The following is a 20,970-nucleotide window of genomic DNA, read 5'->3' on the forward strand; positions in this document are numbered from 1 at the left end:
ACAAAAAAGCCTCGATCATTCGAGGCTTTTTATTGCGTTCATGATTATGATACTTTTCGTTCTAAATTCAGTTGATTCACCGTATTAAGCAATTGGCTAAATTGTGAAATTTGAGCAATCGGTTGTACTTGAGCAAGTTCTTCTGCTGTGCCATAACCATAATTTACAGCAATGGTTTCAATACCATGGGCACGTGCACCAATCACATCATATTGTCGGTCTCCCACCATAATGCATTGCTGCGCATCCAATTGCTCTTTTTCAAGAATATAAGCTATTAGATCTACTTTATTGGTACGTTCACCTGTTAATTCACTGCCATACATTTCAGTAAAAAATTGATCCAAACCAAAATGGGCAAGGATACGTTTCGCATAAACTGTTGGCTTCGCCGTCGCTAAAAATAATCGATAACCTTGTAGTTGTAACTGTTGCAACGTTTGTACCACTGTTGCATAAACTTCATTTTCAAATAAACCAGTCACTGAAAAACGCTCACGATAAGCAAGTAACGCTTGTTCAGCAAAATCATCATCCTGAGTATTTAATAACTTTGCCAAAGAAGCTTTCAACGGAGGTCCAATCGTCCAATCTAAATCAACTCCATCCGCTAAAGGGTGGCCCAGTTTTTCTAAAGCATAACGAATTGAGCGATGAATACCCGCTTTAGGGTCAGTTAAAGTCCCATCTAAATCAATCAGAATATTTTTGATCGTCATTCGTTCAATCTCTTAAAGCCTTACATAACATAGTCGAGAGTTTCTCGAAACTCCCATATACTAGCTCAAATGAGAGAATAAAAGGAAATGGCTGTGCGTCCTACCGTACTATGTTTTTCAGGTTTAGATCCATCAGGTGGTGCTGGCTTACAAGCAGATATTGAGGCAATTGGGCAAAGTGGCGCACATGCAGCCATTGCCTGCACAGCATTGACCATTCAAAACTCGCAACAAGTGTTTGGTTTTGAAGCCACGTCAAAAGAGTTACTACTTGCTCAAGCAAATGCAGTAGTGGCTGATTTACCGATTAAATGTGTAAAATCAGGCATGCTGGGTACAACCGATAATATTGCTGCATTGGCTGAGTTTTTACGTCAACACCCAGATTATCAATATGTACTCGATCCAGTATTAGTCGCGAATAGTGGGGGTTCACTCGGTGATCAAGCAACATTAGTTAAAGCATTTGTTGAGTTAATCCCTTTAGCTACAGTCATTACCCCAAATACAGTTGAATTAAGAGCATTAACAGGTATTGATGATATTGAGCAAGCCACTCAAAAATTATTTGAGATGGGCGCAAAAGCTGTACTAGTGAAAGGTGGACATGAGGATACACCTGATCATATTCGCAATGTACTTTATGCTGACGGCAAAATGATTGCTGAAAGCCATTGCCCTCGTTTAGACGGACAATATCATGGTTCTGGCTGTTCTTTGGCAAGTTTCATTGCAGGGCGTTTAGCCTTAGGTGACTCACTCAAAACTGCTGTCCAACATGCTGAAACATGGTTATTTGGTGTTTTGAAAAATGCGGAATCGCCTGTGGTGAATGGGCAGAAGATTCCGAAACGGTTTTAAGTTGTTTTCAAATTGATAAATCTTCCAGAATTTATTAACAAAAAAGGCGCCGATGCGCCTTTTTTACAATCCATAAATTACTGGGGAATACGCAAAACTTGTCCAGGAAAAATATCATCCGCATTTTTGAGTAATGGTCTATTCGCTTCAAAAATTTTATTGTATTGGTTTGGATCACCATAATATTCTTTTGAAATCTTAGATAAATTATCACCTGATTTTACAGCATAGAATTTACTTTCTGGTTCAGGCACTTCAACCGTCATCTGATCATCGACTTGAGCAACATGATCAATATTACCAACGGCAAGAACTATCTTTTCTTTATCTGCTTGGCTTTTGACTCGCCCTTTAATAATGGCTGTATCGGTATTTCCATTATAGGTTACTGATAAACCATCAACACCAAGACCTAAACTTTTAATCAAACCTAATAATTTATTGGCAATTTCTTGAGCTGAAGGCTCAACAGGTGTGGCTGGAGCAGGCTGAGGTTCTGCTGGTGCTGTATTTTTTTTACCAATGCCTTTAACAAAATCAAAAATACCCATTTTTTATTTCCTCTGTAATTATTGATTAAGCATAGTCAAAACAGACTTACAATTAGTTATACCGAAAAAATAAAGCATGCGAGTTTCAATTTAACGAGGTCTTGTAAATATATGTATATGCAGTAAAACTGATTTTAAGATTTCACATTTATATATTTTTTAAATATAAAAAGCCACCTTACGGCGGCTTTCAATTCGTTCAAAACTTGAAGCAATTTAAGCATTTTCTCCCACAATATTGGTCATATAATCAATTGTAGATTGAACGGTAATAATTTTCTCAGCCTCTTCATAAGGAATTTGAGTACCAAACTCCCCCTCAAAAGCCATAATGAGCTCAACTACAGCCAATGAATCAGCGCCTAAATCATCTGTAAAGGATGCATTTGGTAAAACATCTTCTTCATTTACACGAAGTTGTTCAATAATGATCTCTTTAATACGGTTTGCTATATTCATAAAATTCCCTTTTGTTGTTATGGTTTAATACATTATTTTAAATAGCATAAACTTTATACACTTAAATAAATTATTTTCATATTTATAGTTTATTTTTTTTGTAAGATATTTTTACATTTATTCATATAAAAAGTTGAATATATAAAAAAGCCACCGAAAAAGGTGGCTTTTAATCATGCGATATGATTAACCAAGTTTCTTAGTTACATAATCAATTGCAGATTGAACAGTCGTGATTTCATTAGAATCTTCGTCTGGAATCGTGATATCAAAATCATTTTCGAAAGACATTACAAGTTCAACCAAATCTAAAGAGTCAGCACCTAAGTCATCCATGAAAGATGCTTCGTTTTTAATCTCTTCAGCACGCATACCTAATTGTTCAGCTACAGCTTGTTTGATGCGTTGTTCGATATCGCTCACAGGAATTCTCCTCATTGCTTGTGGCGTTTTAATTTGCCACTAGTTTAATTGAATATAAAAACTTTTAAAAGTTTATACATCGCCAGTTAGGCCATGTATAGACCACCATTTACGTGTAAAACTGTACCAGTAATGTAACTAGCCTTATCGCTAGCCAGGAAACTCACTGCATTAGCAATATCTTGAGGTTCACCTAGACGACTTAAAGCTACTTGATCAGTCATTTTTTTACGAATATCTTCGCTTAACTGATCAGTCATTTCAGTGGCAATGAAACCAGGTGCAACACTGTTCACTGTAATCTGACGGCTCCCCATCTCTTTGGCTAAGCTACGACTGAATGCTTCAATCCCTGCTTTTGCTGCTGAGTAGTTCGCTTGTCCAGGATTCGCAAAATGTGCAACCACTGAACTAATGTTAATAATGCGGCCAAAACGTGCTTTGGTCATACCTTTCAATACGCGCTTAGACAAGCGGTATACGGCTTTCAGATGTATATTGAGAATATCGTCCCAATCATCTTCCGACATACGAAGCAACAAGTTATCTTTGGTAATGCCTGCGTTGTTCACCAAGATCAGTACTGAACCATATTTTTGTTCAATATCTGATACAAGTGCATCAATCGCTGCACCATCACGAACATCGAGTACAGCACCTGCTCCATGTTCAGCAAAGCTTTCTGTCAGTTTTTGTGCACCTGATTCAGAAGTTGCGGTGCCTACCACAAAATAACCGTCTTGAATGAGTTGCTGTGCAATTGCTGCGCCAATACCACGGCTTGCTCCTGTCACTAACGCAACTTTTCGTTGTTGTGTCATGCAATTTTTCCTTCTGCCACTAACACTGCGTTTAGGGCATCTTCCATACGTGCTTTGCTATCAATCGCAAATGCTTTTTCTATGTTGGGTAATCGCTTGGCAAGATTGCTGAGTACTGTACCTGGTCCACATTCAACCACATACTGCACACCTTCATCTTGAAGATATTGCATGGTACGTGTCCATTGAACTGACTGATATAACTGAGCCGTTAATGCCTGACGTAATTGAGCAACATCTGTCGCGATTTCCGCGTTGACATTTTGTATTACAGGAAGGTGGGGTAGCTCAATGGCAGTTTGTTCCAAAGCTTCAGCAAACTTTTCTGCTGCTGGTTTCATCAAGGTACAATGTGACGGAACAGAAACAGGCAATGCAATCGCTTTACCAGATTGCTCTTTTGCTTCAGCCATGACTTGCTGAACCAAAGCTGTACTGCCTGCAATCACCACCTGACCTTGTGCATTATAATTCGCCGCTTCAACCGAACCTTGGCCTGCCGCAGATGCATTCACTTTTTGGCAAAGCTCGATCACTTTCTCATCAGCTAAACCAAGAATTGCAGCCATTGCGCCTGTACCTTGAGGAACAGCACTCTGCATCAATTTTCCCCGTAAATGGACTAATTTAACCGCATCAGCTAGAGTCATTGCCTCTGCTGCAACAAGCGCACTATATTCTCCCAAAGAATGTCCAGCCAAGTATTTCGGTGCTATACCACCTAACTCTAACCATACACGCCATAAAGCAATACTTGCTGTTAGCAACACTGGTTGAGTATTTTCAGTTTGATCTAAGCCCTCACCACTTTGGGCAATCTGCCAAAGATCAAAACCAAGTGCTGCTGATGCTTCTGCAAAGGTATCTCGAACGACACTAAACTGCTCTGCAAGCTCAGCTAGCATCCCTACTTTTTGTGAACCTTGACCAGGAAAAACAAATGCTGTTTTTGTTGCTTGAGCAGCCTGCTCAAGTCGCTTAGTCGACATATAAAAATCCTTAAAATGGTCTATCGCCAGTTTTATCAACACTCATGATTCTACATGAGAATGACAACAGACTCTTTTCCGATGCGGCAATTTACCATTGATTAAATCGTTTTTTAATTGCGAAAAACAACAAAAAAGGGAGCTTTCGCTCCCATTTTTTTATACTTTAAGCTAACGCTTAATGCATATAACTCAATTATTCAGCATCAGCTGCTTTAGCGAATAATTGACGACCACGGTAAATACCGTCTTTAGTCACGTGGTGACGACGATGAGTTTCACCAGTAGTTTGGTCTACAGATAATGCATTCTCGGTTAAAGCGTCATGTGAACGGCGCATGTCACGGCGAGAGCGACTTTTACGGTTTTGCTGAACGGCCATGATGGCTCCTTACAAAGATCGAAAAATGGATCAGAACAAATTCAGTTGTCTTAACTCAACATGATAACACAAATTGTGTTATGAGTTAAGTTTGCCTTTCAAACTTGCCAAAACATCAAACGGGTTATCCCGCTTTTCTTCGACAACATCCTGAACGACAGGTTGATGTTTATGCTCACAAACATCATGTTTGGGAGACAAAGGCATCAACAATAACAATTCATCTTCTAGTAATGCGAGTAAATCAATCGAAGCAGGTGTATCAATACTCCCTTTTTTCGACGATTCACTTTCACCTAAAACGATGAAATCAGCATCCTCATCCAATCGCTCTATCAGTGACTCATCATCAATTAAAGCTAAATGAAATTCTGAGACTAATTCAATTTCAACAGATCCCAAACAACGTTGGCATTCCATTGGAACTTTAGTATCAATATGTCCATCTAACCATACAATGCGATGATAGGCATCCATTGATAGCTTACAGTCTATGTTGATCAATTGATCATCAATTGAACCAACAGCTTCTCGAGCAATACGAGCAAAGCGAGACAATGGCAGTGTTCCTGACCATGTATAGCCCTGTTCAGCCCATTTAAATGGCTCGATTTGGCTTGGAAAAGTATTTGCTGACATAATTAAGGCGGCAATTCTACAAATTCATCGGTACTCTGTCAAAGATTAAGATACAATTTTGCACTTCTTTAGACAGAACTCGTGGTAACACAGCAATGCATCTGTTGCAGCCGCAACTTGAAGTAACAACTTCATCACTTGTTAGCCCCCATTCAATCACTGCTCCTATGTTAACACCAGATCAAGTGCAACGCTCATCTTGGAAAACGTTAACAACAGAACCAGAACAGGTTGATTGGCTTATTTTACACTTTAATCACTGGTTTTCCCACCATAATGTCACGCTTGTTAAAGGTGATTTTGAACCAGAATATTTCCCAGCCATAAATCAACAGCCTGCAAAAATCCAATTTGCACATGGTTTCTTTAACAGTGCCTTGCATGAAATTAGTCATTGGAGTATTTCAGGTGAAAAACGTCGCCTTTTACCTGATTTAGGTTATTGGTATGCACCCGATGGTCGTACTGCAGAACAGCAAGCTTTATTTGAACAAGTTGAAATTAAGCCTCAAGCCATTGAATGGTTATTTGCAACAGCCTTTGGTCGAAAGTTTCGTGTCTCTTTAGATAATCTAACGGGTGATAGCGGCAATGGAACACAATTTAAAGATAATGTTTTTGCTCAAGTACAACGTTATTTTTCAGGTGAAGCCACTTTGCCACGAGATGCTGCACTTTTTATTCACTATATCTGTGTTTGTACCCGTAATGGCTTACCATTACAACTAAATGAATTTAAACGTGAATTACTTGATTGAATGACAAAATTAACACATCTAAGACTTGCATCTTTACTAGAACAAGTTTCATACTTAATTCAGCCATAAAGATCAGGGAGTTACAATAATAATGTTACATTTACATATTCATCCTGAAAATCCACAGGCTCGCTTAATCACTCAGGCGGTTGAACGTATTCGTGCGGGTGATGTGGTGGTTTATCCAACTGATGCAGCCTATGCGATTGGTTGTCAGATTGGGAATAAAAGTGCGATGGAGCGAATAGCTCAGATTCGTGGCTTAGGTCCTAAACATCAATATGCAATTATGTGTTGTGATTTATCTGATATTGCAACTTATGCAAAAGTCGATAATGCGATGTACAGACTGTTAAAAGCCAATACCCCTGCTATTACCACATTTATTTTACCTGCTACCAGTGAAGTGCCAAAACGCTTAATGCACCCAAAGAAAAAAACAATTGGTCTGCGTATTCCAAGTAATCCTGTTGCACAAGCTCTATTACAAGAACTTGGCGAACCGTTACTCACCAGTACATTGATCTTGCCTGATCAAAAAGATCCGCTTGATGATCCTTATGATATTGAAAATCAGCTCGGTAAACGCATTGATGTGTTTATTGACAGCGGCTTCGGTACCTTGTCCACCACCAGTATCGTGGATTTATCTGGAGAAAATCCTGTGATTGTTCGCCGTGGCGTTGGCGATGTCAGTGCATTTGAATAAGCACTGATCCTTATTCAATCAAAAAAATCAGACAACTTCTGTTTCTGAATACCCTGCCAATCAAAATTGTCTGGGTTTAACCATTGCTGATAAGCATTTTTTAATTCCGACCACTCATCATCAACAATCGAAAACCATGCAGTATTTCGATTGTGCCCTTTTATGATCCGATCTTGGCGAAACAATCCCTGGTATTGAAACACCACCAAATTTTTTAATGAATCTTTTAGGCTTTGCTGGCTCTGTGGGGCAGAATATGGCAGATAGGTCCAGCATCGTTCATCAGGTTCTGTCGATACCGCTTCCCATAACTACCCTGGCGCCTGATCTGTTATGCCATCAGCTCCATCGACCAGCTTGACATATCGTCCCAATATATCGCCCTGAACAGTAAAAGCAGTCACATTTTCATCAAGTGAAGAACCAGTCATTTGCCCAAACTGATTCTGTTGTGTTTTTAAATAATTTCTCATTGGCTGTTATCGTTTAATTAAAGCCTTTTTGGAAACCCATTTAAACATAGCTTTAGTTCTGTTCAATGTGAAATTGCATCACAATAAAAAATACCCTGAGAACTTTAAGGTTTTTGTAAGTGAGTAATTTATTAAATTTGCTATTTCGATTAGAATAGCCAAGCTCTTGGTAGCATTGTGTCGTCCTTGCACACAAAATTATATCTTTCATGCTTTTGAAAATTCGCGTGGCTTATAACGGTAATGAATCAAACTCTCCCCTCAGTTCTGGAGCCTACTCCATCCATTCGCGTGCTTGACGAGTGGCAGGAGACTATACCCGAAGATTTGTACATTCCACCTGCGGCATTTGAAATTTTACTGGAGCAGTTTGAAGGGCCATTAGACTTTCTGATTTATTTGATTCAGAAAAATGGCTTTGATCTTTTACAGTTAGATATTTCACCAATTGCAACCCAGTATTTATCCTATATGGATAGTATGAAGTCTTTGAATATCGAATTAACTGCTGATTATATGGTGATGGCAGCATTACTCGCTGATTTGAAATCACGATTATTGCTTCCAAAACCAACTCTAGTTGATCAATTTGAAAAAGATCCTAAACAAGAATTGATTGATCGTTTAGAAACATACCTCCGTATTAAGCAAGCAGCTGAACGATTGGGACAAATGCCAATCTTTGAAAGAGATACTTTTAGTGCCAATGTAAGTCTTGGACATATTGCTCCAATTTATGAAGGTTATGATGTCGATGCCTTACGTGATGCACTATTTTGTGTGTTTAATCGTCCAGAACCGATCACACATATTGTTGCGCAGGAACCAGTGCTGCTCGAAGAACGTATAGCATTTATTGAAGGTCAACTTGCATCAGGTGAAGCATTAAGTTTTATGGAATTATTAAATCCTATGCAAGGTCGTATGGGCATGGTGGTGACTTTTATGGCAGTGCTTGAACTCACGCGCCAGCAAAAAATTCAAATCATCCATACAGGTATTGAAGCTCCTTTAACAGTTCAAGGCATTGCAGCATGAGTTTAGATCCATTTGACACCAATGAAGGAATGTCACTTGAAGATATTCATCACGATGTCTTATTACAGATTGAAGCAATTTTGTTCGCTAGTGACTCACCAGTTTCACTTGCTCGACTAAAAGAAGCATTTCAAAACCAATATAATAAACAACAATTACGTCATTTTTTACAGCAACTTGCGATGTTGCAACATGGCCGTTCAATTGAGTTAATTGAGACAGCTCAAGGGTTCCGCTTTCAGGTACGAGCAAAGTATCGCAATATTATTGCGCAGGTTTGGCCAGAACGCCCAACCAAATTATCGCCCTCGCTACTCGAAACAGTCGCAGTGATTGCATACCATCAGCCTGTTACACGTGCTGATATTGAACAGATTCGTGGTGTATCGAATAATAGTCAGATCTTGAGAAACTTATTTGACTGGAACTGGATCAAAGAATCTGGTTTTAGAGATTTACCTGGAAGACCTGCGTTGTTAGTCACAACGCCCCAATTTTTAAATGCATTTGGTTTAGCCTCGCTAGGTCAATTGCCTCCCCTGCAGAACGCCAAGGAAGCATTCATGACACTCGATGCACATGCACCGAAGTCTTGAGAGGTGAACTGTTGATCATTATGTCTAAGGTTGTGCTGTCATGAGTGAAAAATTACAAAAGGTGTTAGCGAGAGTCGGGTTAGGCTCACGTCGCTATATGGAGGAAGTCATTGCTGCTGGTCGCGTCAGTATCAATGGAAAAATTGCTCAAGTGGGTGAACGTATTGAACCTACAGATGAACTCCGTATCGATGGTCGTAAAGTTCAGTTTCAGGTAGAAGATGAAATTCGCCGCCGTGTTCTCATTTATTATAAACCAGAGGGTGAAATTTGCTCACGCAATGATCCTGAGAAACGTCCAACTGTATTTGATCATTTGCCACAAATCGCAAATGACCGTTGGGTAATGGTAGGGCGTCTGGATATTAACAGTACTGGTTTATTGTTATTCACGAATGATGGTGAACTTGCGAATCGTTTGATGCATCCTTCAAACGAAGTTGAGCGTGAATATGCGGTACGTGTGATGGGTGAAGTCACGCCACAAATTCGCAATAACATGCTGAAAGGTGTTGAACTTGAAGATGGTCCAGCCAAATTCGAATCATTCTCTGAAATTGGCGGTGAAGGTATCAACCGTTGGTATCAAGTTGTGGTGAAAGAAGGTCGTAATCGCGAAGTACGTCGTATCTTTGAATCACAAAGCTTAAAAGTAAGTCGCTTGTTACGTACCCGTTATGGCACTGTCATTTTGCCACGTGAATTACGTACAGGTCGTTGGATGGAATTAGATAAAACTGATATCGACAACTTAGCGAAATCAGTGGAATTAAAACCACGTCAAGGTACTGGCTTATTCGGTATGGCGAAACGTCGTACTGAAAAAATGGCAGAAAAACCATTGGCTGCACGTCGTGGTGGTTATTTACGTCAACAGCGCCGTGATGATGAACAACAGGACCAGCAACGTTCTAGTAATAACGGTAATAATAGCAACAATGGTCGTAAAACCATTGGTTTTAATAAAGGCTTTAAGAAGTTCTAATTCTTGGCTTTAAAATGAAAAAACGCTCTGATTAGAGCGTTTTTTATGCTTGAATTTTAATGATGATGGTTTACCCCCTGCGGAATGGCATTCAGCAGTTTCTTGGTATATTCATGTTGTGGATGTAAATACAACTCATCCGAATTGGCAATTTCAACCAACTCACCATGATTCATCACCATTACTTGGTCTGAAATATATTTCACTACAGATAAATCATGCGAAATAAAGATATAACTCAAACCAAATTCATCCTGTAGGTCCTGCAATAAATTCAATACTTGCGCCTGCACTGAAACATCTAAAGCAGAAACAGATTCATCACAGATCAAAATCTCAGGTTTTAAAGTCAGACAGCGTGCGATGGCAATCCGTTGCCGCTGCCCACCTGAAAACTCATGCGGATAACGATCATAGGCTTGCGCAGGCAAACTGACTCGTTCTAACAGTTCCAATGCCATCTTTTTACGTTCGGCATCATTCTGACCTATGCCATGAATCCGCATCGGTTCTAATAAAATCTGCCCGATGGTAAAGCGTGGATTGAGTGAAGCATAAGGGTTCTGGAAAATAATTTGAATCTTACGTTGATACCGTGAAAATTCTTTCTCAGTCATGGCAAAAATATCTTTTCCGCCAATCATAACCTGCCCACCTGTCGCCTCATGCAAACGCATTAACAATAGACCAATGGTGGTTTTCCCAGAACCAGACTCTCCAACCAAACCTAAAGTCTTGCCTTTAGCCAGTTGGAAGGACACGCCTTTTACGGCCTGAAATTCCTCTCGCCCCCATAAACCTTTACGGCTATAAAACGACTTTTTCAGATCTTTAACATCAAGCACAATCGGTTCATCACCAGACAAACCACGGACACGCTGTTTCAGATTTAATTCGGACAAATTGGTTGCTTCAATCAATTGTCCATTTTCGTCCTGCTTCATAAAATCACTGGTCACAGGTAAACGGTATGGTCGGGTTGAAAGTTGTGGTCGGCAGTGCAACAAAGCACGGGTGTATACATCTTTCGGTTGTTCTAACACTTGCTCAACAGCGCCACATTCACGGATTTCACCGTGGCGCATTACGATCACTTCATCAGCAATTTCGCCAACCAGTGCTAAATCATGTGTGATGAAAAGCATCGACATTTGATGGCGTTGTCGTAATGATTCCAACAAATCAATGATTTGCTTTTGAATAGTGACATCTAAAGCCGTGGTTGGTTCATCCGCAATCAATAATTTTGGTTCACAGGCGATTGCCATCGCAATCATCACCCGTTGCTGCTGACCACCAGAAAGCTGACTTGGATACGCATCTATTTTTGTTTCAGGTGCAGGGATACCGACTTCTCGAAGTAACTCAAGCACTCGTACTCTGGCCTGCTTGCGTCCCATGCCTAAATGAATGCATAGCACTTCGGCAATCTGATCACCCACGGTAAATACAGGATTCAATGAAGACATCGGCTCTTGGAAAATCATGGCAATTTCCTTACCACAGATTTTCCGAATTTCTTTTGCAGATAAATTCAGTAAATCCTTACCCTCAAAAGTAATACGACTTTGCGCTGCAATTTGACTTTGTCCTTTCGGTAATAGACCCATCACCGCTAGGGAAGTAACCGATTTACCACTGCCCGACTCTCCGACCAAAGCCACGGTTTTATTTTTAGGAATTGAAAATGAAATTCCTTTAACCGTTTCGATCCATTGTTTATTTTCACCTTTAAAGCTGACCCGAAGATCGTCTACCTGTAATAGCGGTGTTTCATTTTGAGGTTGCATATTTTTTCTCCGCTATTTCAACTTAGGATCTAAAGCATCACGCAATGCATCGGTAAACATGGAGAATGCAGTAACCAACACCGCCATTGCGATAGATGCCGCTGCCAATTGCCACCATTTCCCCAAGATCAATTCACTTTGTGCTTCATTGAGCATACTGCCCCATGACACCACCCCCACAGGCACCCCAAAACCAAGGAAGCTCAGAATCACTTCAGATTTAATGAATGACACCACCAGAATCGAAATTTGAACCAACGCGATATGACTGACATTCGGGAAAATATGCACAAACATACGGCGTAAATGACTCACTCCAATGGCTTTGGCGGCAAGCACATATTCACGCGATTTGTGCTTCATATATTCAGCACGAACCAAACGAAATACCCCAGTCCAACCCGTTAGACCTAAAATCAAAACAATTGACAAAATTCCTTTTTGTTGGAGTACCGCAGCGATCGCGAGCACTAATAGCAGATAAGGAATCGAAGTGAAAATGTTATAGAACCAGTTCAGTACATCATCAATCCAACCGCCAAAATAACCTGCAATCGCGCCAAGAAAAGTACCAATCACCACCGCCAATAAAGCAGATAACAAACCGACCAGAATTGAGGTTTCAGCACCTTTAATAGTTTTGAGCAGCACATCTTGCCCCCACTTATCTGCCCCAAAAGGCAACGTGGTTTTTAACTCTTGTTTTTGATCAAGTAGACGCCCACCAAGCTGTTGATCAATTTGCAGCATATCCTCTGCTAAAGGATCAACCACACCATAATTATCAATGACTGAGCTACCTTGTTGTTCAGCCTGAATTTCGGCATTGAGCTGTTGAATCACATCTTTCAATGGATCAACTGGATTTTCAGGTAATGCCTCTATCTTCTGGCTACTGTCTTTCATTTGATCTGACTCAGTATCCGCCCCTAAAAATGTCGGTGGCGCGTAGCTGACGGCGACTTCTTTATTCCAATTGGAAGCAATCACGCCTGTCATGGATAAGCCTAACAAGATGAAATAAAACAGCACCACCAAGAAAGAAACCACGGCGATCCGATCTGATTTCAGCCGATTCAATGCCAACTGCCAGAGCCCCGTTGAAGCCGATGATTCATTTGAGGAGGTTTTGCCTTTAAAAATTGTACTTAGCATCATCGTTCCCCTACTTCAACTGTACGCGAGGATCGAGGAGCTTATAAATCAGATCGGCGATCAAGTTAAAAATCATGGTCACAACAGCGATATATACGGTAATCGCTTTAATTACAGGGAAATCACTACGCTCAACCGCAATAATAATTTCACGCCCGATGCCCGGAATACCAAAGAATCGCTCAATCAGGAAAGCACCAATCAGTAAGGCAGGCAGACTAGCCATCACTTCAGTGACAATTGGAATCGATGCATTACGCAAAACATGTACACTCAGTACCCGAGACTCCCCCACACCTTTGGCACGCGCAGTCCGCACATAATCTTGGTTAATTTCATCTAGGACGAAGCTTCGATATAAACGTAGTGTTGGGGCAATGCTCACCACCAACATGATTAAGATAGGTAGCAAAGAATATTGGAATAAGTTTTGACTAAACTGATCACTCCAGCCTTGTACGGGGAACCAACTGAGTTGATATGCCAAGACATACTGGAACACGATGATATAAACCAAAATACTAATCGACATGCCAATAGTACAGAGCATCATCACCATACGATCTGTGAGCGATCCACGAACTGAAGCAACCGCTAAAGCCAGAATAATTGAGATTACCGTTTGTAAAATCGTGAGCGGAATCAATAAAGTTAGTGATGGTCCTAAGCGCGTCAGAATAATTTGTGATACAGATTCTCCCGTACTCCAACTCGCACCATAATCGAAAGTCAGAATCTGTTTAATAAAAATCCACAGCTGCACATAATAGGGCTGATCAACGCCCAATTGTTTACGGATGTTTTCGATTTGCTCTGGGCTAGACATTTTGCCTGCCAAAATATATGCAGGGTCTCCCCCTACCCAGTTAAAAAGAAAGAAAATGAGCAAAATGACACCCAACAAGGTTGGGATCATTTGCCATAGTCTGCGTACGACATAAGCAAGCATAATGGCAAATCCTTATTTGACCCGTTGACCTGTAATTTCACTAAAAAAGGCTTTGTTATCTGGCTCTCTGCCTAAGAAGTCTTTAACCAGTTGTGCAGCATTCTTTTGGCTGCCTTGTGACAAAATGGTTTGACGGTAGCGTTGTCCCACCTCTAGATTGTTTAAATTATCACCAAAAGCAGACAACATATCGAGTGCCAAGACTTCTGACCACATATAGCCATAATAGCCTGCTTGATACCCCATCAAATGCCCAAACTGACCAGGGAATTCAGTATTCGGCACATAGCCCAGAGCGGTTGCCGATTCCATTTTTTTCCACACATCCATTGGCTGTACACTTAGTGCATCAGCGACATGCAATGCCATATCATATTGTGCATAAAGCGTTTGGCGTGCATACCCCAATCCACGCCCATAATTATGCACAGCTTTTAAACGTGCAATCAGTGCATCATCCACTCTCGGACAAGCAGGATCACAATAGTCAGCGACTTTAGATAAAGTTTCTTTACGGCGCGCCCACTCTTCATACATTTGCGATGGTGCTTCAACAAAATCACGCTCTACAGATGTTCCTGACTGACCCGAATAGCGGGTTTTTGACAAAATGCCATGTAAAGCATGCCCAAACTCATGCACAAAAGTTTCAAGCTCATTGCTGTTTAAACCTTTACGATTAAAGTTAGTGACCAAGACTGAAATTGGCTTGCGCTTGCTTAAAGTACTGCCCCCATATACGCCCCATACTGCTGCATGACCATATTTACCTTCACGTGGGAACTTATCCATATATAAGCTACCCAATATCTCACCTGTTTTTTGGTCTACAACATCGTAATATTCGACTTCTTGTTGCCACGTATCCACTTTAGCGGCTTTAAACTGAATACCATACAAATTTTCGGAAATTGCAAATAACCATTTCTGTGCGGCGAGTGTTGGGAAATAATCACGCAGTTTTTCTTGGTCAATCTGATATTTGTCCTTGCGTAGTTTTTCGCTCCAATACCCCACATTCCAACGGTTAATTTCAGCTTTTTCCAAAGAAGTATTTAGGGTTTTAGCTTTAAATGCACGTAACTCCTGCACCTCTTTTTGCTCTAAAGGTGCCACGACTTTATGAACATCTGCTAAGAAGTTATTCACTGTTTTTGGTGTTTCCGCCATGCGATTCTTTAATGCCCAGTCTGCATAACTTGGCTGACCAAATAGCTGTGCTAATTCATAACGTAAGTCGACAATCTGTTTAAGCAGGACTAAATTCTTTTCTGTACCACGACGTGTAAATGCCGTTTGATAACGTTTTCTTGCATCATCACTGTCTGAAAGTTCCATAAATGGTTGATATTCAGGATATTCAAAACCCAATAAATAATTGCCTTTATCATTTTTCTTTAAGCCTGAAATATAACTTTCAGGTAGTCCCTTTAATTCGGCTGGCGTGAATTCTAATTTCTCTGGATTATCACGGACATTACGAGAGAACTCTTGCGAAAGTTTGGTGAGTTCATCCAATATATGTTTTAAACGTGCTCGTTTTTCAGGTGCAAGCTGCACGCCTGTATCTTCAAATTGATCAAGAATATCTTGACGATATTTACGATCAATTGGATCTGTTGTTTTGGTATTTTTAATTCGTTGATACAATTTTGGGTTCTGATAAATTTCAGTCTGCAACTGATTGATTTTTACTTCACAATCATCAGCAGCCTTACGAAATTTCGCATCGGGATGCACATTGCTATATAAGCTAATTGGCCCAGAAAAATCCTCAAAGCTTGCCATCAATTGATCCCATTCAGCTAGAACAGGTGCAGCTGTCGATTGCGGTTGAATGGATTGTTGTTCTAGTTGAGAAATACGCTGTTGTAACTTGTGTAAATTCGCATCGCACCATTCTGCACTGTCATTCAGTTTAAAAATAGGTAAAACAGCAGATGTGCTTTCTGCCCACACGCCTTGACTCATCCCTGTCATCGCCATAGATAACAGACATAGTGTCAATCGTTTCAACATTTTTTTCGCCATTATTCTCTCCAATTTAATTCATCAATCATTTGGGTTTCTTGCGAACCCTTTTATAGGACTAAGGTTGCTTATCTTGCATATCAATGTACATCCATTCTGCGGGCAGAATCGGATGCTTTTTATAGCCAATCACTCGAGGTTGAGCCACGACAGTACGGTAACGGGTCGACATGAATTGTACAGGCGCATAAAACTCTAACAACCGTGACATTTTGCGATATAACAAATTCCGTTCAGGACCATCAGCAAGTTTCAATGACTGTTCATATAAACGATCATATTCTGGCAATTTAAAACAAGTATGGTTGGTGGCATGAATATTATTGCCATAAAACAACTGCACAAAGTTGTCTGCATCAGGATAGTCTGCAATCCAAGCGGAAGCTTTAAACATGGTTTTACATTGTTTTTCAGCCTTTAAACCTTCTGCAAAAGGCACAGGTTTAGAAACCATATTGACTTTAATATTGGCTAATTCTTTCTTTAGGAGTTCTGCCATCTGCATACTGCGTGCACTGCTACTGGATGGCATAAACTCAATCACCAGTGGCTTGCCATTCGGCGACATCCGCCAACCATCTTTGCCCACTTTGTAGTTATAACGATCTAGTAATAAATTTGCTGCTTTGACGGAATACGGAATGCTGCTTCTATAATTGGGATCATGCCCCGCGATACCATAAGGAATCGGCGATTCTAAATTTTTGGCGTTCCCTTTGGCTAAAATGTTGATAAATTTCTCTTTAGAGGTTGCCATCGCCATTGCACGGCGTAAAGCAATTTTCTCTTTACTCACTCCACCGACCACAGGGTTTTGTATATTCCAATACAAATAATCAATCGAAGGGTCAGCAATACGTGAAAGTTGAATCCCTTTTTTTGCCAACTCTGGCTTTAACTGACCATCTTTTAAAGCTTGTGCAGGTAATTCACCATCTAAAGTAAATATATCTAGCCCATCTTTTTGGAAAGATAACCATCCTGACTGTGATTCTTCAATCACTTGAATATCGACCACACCAATCTGCGGCATTTTTTTGCCTTGCATTTGCTGTACGATTTTCTGATCTTCAGGATGGGTCGCTTTAAAATTCCATGTGTAACCGCGATAATCAGGATTGGCTTTCAAAATAATACGCGAGCCTGGTGTCCATTGTGCGAGAACATAAGGCCCTGTCCCTACAGGATGTCCCATCGCATAGCCTGCTTTATCACGATAATGTTCAATCACTTCACGCGCGACTGCACCCGTTGGTTGATGTGCAAGTAACATTGGAAAATTATAATTTGGCTCTTTTAATCGAATCACCAAAGTATAACGATCTGGTGTTTGTAGCCCTGCAATCGGCTGATCGTAATTAAATTTTCCATTTTTCGCTGCTTGCTGGATAGCACTATCTATTCCTGAGATACGTCCATCAAACAACCAACTGTTGGGTGAATGTAGATTTGGATCGAGCAAACGTTTAAAAGAATAGGCATAGTCTGCTGCAGTTAATTCTCTCGCTTTGCCTTTAAATACAGGATCAGGGGTGAAATAAATTCCTTTTTTTATTCGAATGGTATAGGTCAAACCATCGGTACTCACTTCTGGCAAAGCCACCGCCGTATTTGGAACGAGTTTTGCGGGTAAAGCTAAATAATCATAGGTATATAATGTTTCAAACACTGAATACAAAATATGTGCTGAATATAAATCTTGTACAGCAACAGGATCAAATCCAGTCTCAGCCACGGGAAAAGCATAACGTAACACTTTATTTGGATCGGCAGGGCTTTTCGCTTCTGTAATCGTTACCCCTAGACTTAATGTTGTCCCCAATAACAGCAACAGACTAGTCCGTTGCATCGAAAGTTTAAAATTTTGCTTCATCATAAACACATCACTTATTTTTGATTGGGTGAAACAATATCTAAGTATTGCCAGTTGGTATTCATAATTGGATGAGCTTTAAATCCCTGCACATCAGGTTGAATCAACCAGTTCCGAATCCGTGTATCTTGTAAAATCCACGTTCCATCTGCTTCAATTTGGCGACTCATTTTTTCATAGAATGGCATACGTTTTTCAGGGGCTTGCTGCATCGCCTGTTTATATAAATTGTCATAAGCAGCTGACTGATAACAGGATTGATTACCACGACCAACATTCGGACCATAAAGCAATTGCGTGAAATTTTCACCCTCTGGATAATCCGCATGCCATGCTCCACTCCACATCATGTATTGACACTGGGTTGCGGCTTTTAAGTTATCGGCAAAATTACTGACTTTAAAGTCTGCCCGAATCCCGATTGCATCTAAATTTTTCTTCCACAATTCAGAATACATCACGGAAGCTGTACCACTCTCGGTATTTATTTTTAAGGTTAAAGGCTTCCCATTGGGCAAATTACGATAGCCATCTGGGCCTTTTTTATAGCCAAAATGATCAAGTAATTTATTGGCTAAAACAGGGTTATAACCAATACTACTGCGATAATTCGGGTTATGACCATTAATGCCTGCAGGTACCAGCATTTCAGCCTTAACCGCCTGACCTTTTCTTAAGATACGAATATATTCATTGACATTAAAAGACATGGCGATGGCACGTCTTAACGCAATTTTATCTAGGCTATTCCCTCCAACAACAGGATCACGCATATTCAACATTGAATAGGTGATCTCTGCCTCTTTATTGGCATACAAACGTATACCCTGCTTTTGCATTTCTGCTTTTAACTGATTATTTTGATCAAGCACTTTAGGAATTGCACTTGAAGTGACCTTATCAAAATCCAGTTGTTTGGACTGAAAAGCCAGCCAACGTGATTGTTCTTCTTCGATAATGCTGATATTGACTTTGCCAATTTGTGGCATACGCTTGCCACTCATTTGCTTGACGAGTTGATTATCCCACGCTGTTCCCGTGGACTTAAAATTCCAAACAAAGCCGCGATAATCTGGATTGGCAATCAGTTCAATCTTGCTACGTGGGACATATCGACTCAACATATAAGGCCCTGTTCCCACAGGATGCATGCCTAATTGATCTTTATAATATTCAACCACTTCTCTAGCCGTCGCTCCAAATGTGCTATAGGCAAGAATATAAGGAAAATTATAATCAGGTTGCGTCAAGGTAAATTGAATCGTATATTTATCCAGTGCTTTAACGCCGTCAATCTTGGCATCATAGTTAAATGTGCCCGTTTTTTTTGCTTGGTCCACCAGTGCATTTGCACCAACTAATTTGTTATCAATAAAAGAAAAAGAAGGCGCATGATTTTTAGGGTCTAAAATGCGTTTAATCGAGTAAACATAATCTTCTGCAACCAACTCTCTGCGTTTACTTTTAAATGCAGGATCATCGGTAAAATAAATCCCTGGCTTTATTTTAAATATATAAACCTGACCATTTTTTTCAATCACAGGTAGGCTTTCTGCTGTAGATGGAACCAATTTTACTGGGTTAGCGAGATAATCGTATTGAAGCAATCTTTCAAAAATTACATCGGCGACATTTCCGCTGTAAAAATTAAAAGTTTTAACCATATCAAAACCATCATCTGGGGCTTCAAAAGCAACACGGAGTACTTTATCTGCCTGAGCAGGTGTTTTTGCATACCCCATCGGCATAAATACAATAACGGTTGATAATACAGTGACCGTAAAAAAAGTTGACTTCAAATCAGTGCTCACATCATCGTTTTTTAATAAATACTAAACTTTTAGATTGTATTCAACTTTATAAATAAACTTACTTTAACTATTTAATAATTCAGTATTTTTATCAAATCATTATCTCTTATAAAAAATTTAACAAGCAATCAAAACATACTCTTGTTTATCTATTTTATTTCATTAATCACAATTGGAATCAATTTACTACTCACCTTATAGCCTTGTGGTTTGTTATTACAAGCATTTCCTGTCACCGTTGTTTTCACAACGTAAGGTGAATAAGGCATCACATTTAAATAACCCGAATTGTCTCGGCCAGTACGGCAATCTTCTGCGCCCAGTTTTTCATCGTAGCGACCGTCATAAGAAGATTCCTCCACTGCGTGAAATAAACTAAGCTTTTACTCGACTCGACTGTGCCCTGCCCTGAACCAGCACTTTCAATTTCGATCAGTTGAATCGGTTTGCCTTTATAAACGGTTGAATGCACTTTAAAGCTATTTGATTGGCCACCAAACTCTTTTAAGATTCGAGCCTGTTTTAATTTTGGACGGGTTAATACATAACCAGCCCAAAAATTACGTCCTGCATTGTCAAAACTCACACCTGATAAATAGGCCTCTTCCCCTGAAACCAGTTTCACTTTTTCAGTATGGTCAATCAGAATCGCTTGCGGTGGATTGGCATTTGAATCTTGTAAGTTGGTGATCCAACTGATGATGGTTTTATCTGTGGGTACAGCAGCATGAGTTGTCGAGATTAAACCTGACAGGCAGAGGGTTATATAAATAAAATTCTTTTTATTCATTATGATTTCCTTAGAAACTAAACCTGAAAATAATCTTAGCTGAGTCTTCTCGATCTATCATCTAATTACAGGAATATCATCTTACTTTTCAAAGATAAAAAGTAACAAAAATCTTTTGTTAGACTGACAGTACGTCCTGAGCAATTTCAAAGCAAGGCTTTGAAAGCA

20 protein-coding genes and 2 pseudogenes are annotated in these 20,970 nt (G+C 40.0%); 6 read left to right on the plus strand and 16 right to left on the minus strand.

Going from position 1 to position 20,970, the window contains the following annotated elements; all coding sequences use genetic code 11:
* Positions 1-44: 44 nt before the first annotated feature.
* On the minus strand, positions 45-719 hold the full coding sequence (locus tag CDG56_RS03780; RefSeq protein WP_087544719.1) for an HAD-IA family hydrolase: 675 nt from the start codon (positions 717-719) through the stop codon (positions 45-47).
* A 93-nt stretch (positions 720-812) separates the two neighbouring features.
* Here CDG56_RS03780 and CDG56_RS03785 point away from each other — a divergent pair, with 93 nt between their 5' ends.
* Entirely contained in the window at positions 813-1,580 is a 768-nt protein-coding gene (locus CDG56_RS03785) for a hydroxymethylpyrimidine/phosphomethylpyrimidine kinase (protein WP_087547039.1), read from the plus strand.
* A 77-nt stretch (positions 1,581-1,657) separates the two neighbouring features.
* Here the strand turns inward: CDG56_RS03785 and lysM are convergent, their stop codons facing one another.
* From lysM to CDG56_RS03820, 7 genes are all read right to left on the minus strand, one after another.
* Positions 1,658-2,131, minus strand: coding sequence for a peptidoglycan-binding protein LysM (lysM, locus tag CDG56_RS03790; protein WP_087546976.1), 474 nt, complete (start codon positions 2,129-2,131; stop codon positions 1,658-1,660).
* Positions 2,132-2,347: 216 nt separating this feature from the next.
* The gene (acpP, locus tag CDG56_RS03795) at positions 2,348-2,590 is read right to left on the minus strand and encodes an acyl carrier protein (protein ID WP_087546977.1); all 243 of its coding nucleotides are present in this window, start codon (positions 2,588-2,590) and stop codon (positions 2,348-2,350) included.
* Positions 2,591-2,776: 186 nt separating this feature from the next.
* Complete coding sequence (gene acpP / locus CDG56_RS03800; RefSeq protein ID WP_004655272.1) at positions 2,777-3,013, minus strand: acyl carrier protein; 237 nt, start codon at positions 3,011-3,013, stop codon at positions 2,777-2,779.
* Positions 3,014-3,099: 86 nt separating this feature from the next.
* Positions 3,100-3,834, minus strand: coding sequence for a 3-oxoacyl-ACP reductase FabG (fabG, locus tag CDG56_RS03805; protein WP_087546978.1), 735 nt, complete (start codon positions 3,832-3,834; stop codon positions 3,100-3,102).
* A complete protein-coding gene (fabD, locus tag CDG56_RS03810; RefSeq protein WP_087546979.1) occupies positions 3,831-4,823 on the minus strand; it encodes an ACP S-malonyltransferase in 993 nt (330 codons plus the stop codon). The genes fabG and fabD overlap by 4 nt, the downstream gene beginning before the upstream one ends.
* 196 nt (positions 4,824-5,019) lie before the next feature.
* Complete coding sequence (rpmF, locus tag CDG56_RS03815; RefSeq protein WP_004638135.1) at positions 5,020-5,205, minus strand: 50S ribosomal protein L32; 186 nt, start codon at positions 5,203-5,205, stop codon at positions 5,020-5,022.
* Between the two features lie 78 nt (positions 5,206-5,283).
* Positions 5,284-5,844: a YceD family protein gene (locus CDG56_RS03820; RefSeq protein ID WP_004663562.1), complete on the minus strand. Its 561-nt coding sequence runs from the start codon at positions 5,842-5,844 to the stop codon at positions 5,284-5,286.
* Between the two features lie 95 nt (positions 5,845-5,939).
* Between CDG56_RS03820 and CDG56_RS03825 the strand changes: the two genes are divergently transcribed.
* Together CDG56_RS03825 and CDG56_RS03830 are read left to right on the plus strand one after the other, a co-directional pair.
* Positions 5,940-6,602, plus strand: a complete 663-nt coding sequence (locus CDG56_RS03825) for an elongation factor P hydroxylase (protein ID WP_087546980.1) — start codon at positions 5,940-5,942, stop codon at positions 6,600-6,602.
* Positions 6,603-6,693: 91 nt separating this feature from the next.
* Positions 6,694-7,311, plus strand: a complete 618-nt coding sequence (locus CDG56_RS03830) for an L-threonylcarbamoyladenylate synthase (RefSeq protein ID WP_087544727.1) — start codon at positions 6,694-6,696, stop codon at positions 7,309-7,311.
* A gap of 14 nt (positions 7,312-7,325) precedes the next feature.
* Here the strand turns inward: CDG56_RS03830 and CDG56_RS16860 are convergent.
* A pseudogene (locus CDG56_RS16860) lies at positions 7,326-7,784 on the minus strand (hypothetical protein).
* A gap of 243 nt (positions 7,785-8,027) precedes the next feature.
* On the opposite strand from CDG56_RS16860, the gene CDG56_RS03840 reads away from it, so the two are divergent.
* From CDG56_RS03840 to rluB, 3 genes are read left to right on the plus strand one after another with little or no spacing between them, the layout of a single operon-like run.
* On the plus strand, positions 8,028-8,822 hold the full coding sequence (locus tag CDG56_RS03840; protein ID WP_087546982.1) for a segregation and condensation protein A: 795 nt from the start codon (positions 8,028-8,030) through the stop codon (positions 8,820-8,822).
* Entirely contained in the window at positions 8,819-9,418 is a 600-nt protein-coding gene (gene scpB, locus CDG56_RS03845; RefSeq protein ID WP_004663573.1) for an SMC-Scp complex subunit ScpB, read from the plus strand. The genes CDG56_RS03840 and scpB overlap by 4 nt, the downstream gene beginning before the upstream one ends.
* Before the next feature lie 40 nt (positions 9,419-9,458).
* A complete protein-coding gene (rluB, locus tag CDG56_RS03850) occupies positions 9,459-10,403 on the plus strand; it encodes a 23S rRNA pseudouridine(2605) synthase RluB (RefSeq protein ID WP_087546983.1) in 945 nt (314 codons plus the stop codon).
* A 56-nt stretch (positions 10,404-10,459) separates the two neighbouring features.
* On the opposite strand, the gene CDG56_RS03855 is transcribed toward rluB, so the two are convergent.
* The 7 genes and pseudogenes from CDG56_RS03855 to CDG56_RS03885 form a co-directional block, all read right to left on the minus strand.
* Positions 10,460-12,193, minus strand: a complete 1,734-nt coding sequence (locus CDG56_RS03855; protein ID WP_087546984.1) for an ABC transporter ATP-binding protein — start codon at positions 12,191-12,193, stop codon at positions 10,460-10,462.
* 12 nt (positions 12,194-12,205) lie between these two features.
* Positions 12,206-13,348: an ABC transporter permease gene (locus tag CDG56_RS03860; protein WP_087546985.1), complete on the minus strand. Its 1,143-nt coding sequence runs from the start codon at positions 13,346-13,348 to the stop codon at positions 12,206-12,208.
* 10 nt (positions 13,349-13,358) lie between these two features.
* Positions 13,359-14,297, minus strand: coding sequence for an ABC transporter permease (locus tag CDG56_RS03865; protein WP_087546986.1), 939 nt, complete (start codon positions 14,295-14,297; stop codon positions 13,359-13,361).
* A gap of 12 nt (positions 14,298-14,309) precedes the next feature.
* Positions 14,310-16,328 carry a M3 family metallopeptidase gene (locus CDG56_RS03870; protein ID WP_087546987.1) on the minus strand — a complete coding sequence of 673 codons (2,019 nt, stop codon included), beginning with the start codon at positions 16,326-16,328 and terminating at the stop codon, positions 14,310-14,312.
* Between the two features lie 58 nt (positions 16,329-16,386).
* Entirely contained in the window at positions 16,387-18,201 is a 1,815-nt protein-coding gene (locus tag CDG56_RS03875) for an ABC transporter substrate-binding protein (RefSeq protein ID WP_087546988.1), read from the minus strand.
* Between the two features lie 14 nt (positions 18,202-18,215).
* Positions 18,216-20,000, minus strand: coding sequence for an ABC transporter substrate-binding protein (locus CDG56_RS03880; RefSeq protein ID WP_087547040.1), 1,785 nt, complete (start codon positions 19,998-20,000; stop codon positions 18,216-18,218).
* 161 nt (positions 20,001-20,161) lie between these two features.
* Positions 20,162-20,802 (minus strand): annotated as a pseudogene (locus CDG56_RS03885) (hypothetical protein).
* Positions 20,803-20,970: the final 168 nt, after the last annotated feature.

The organism is Acinetobacter sp. WCHA39 (assembly GCF_002165385.1).
In the GTDB taxonomy this organism is placed as follows: domain Bacteria; phylum Pseudomonadota; class Gammaproteobacteria; order Pseudomonadales; family Moraxellaceae; genus Acinetobacter.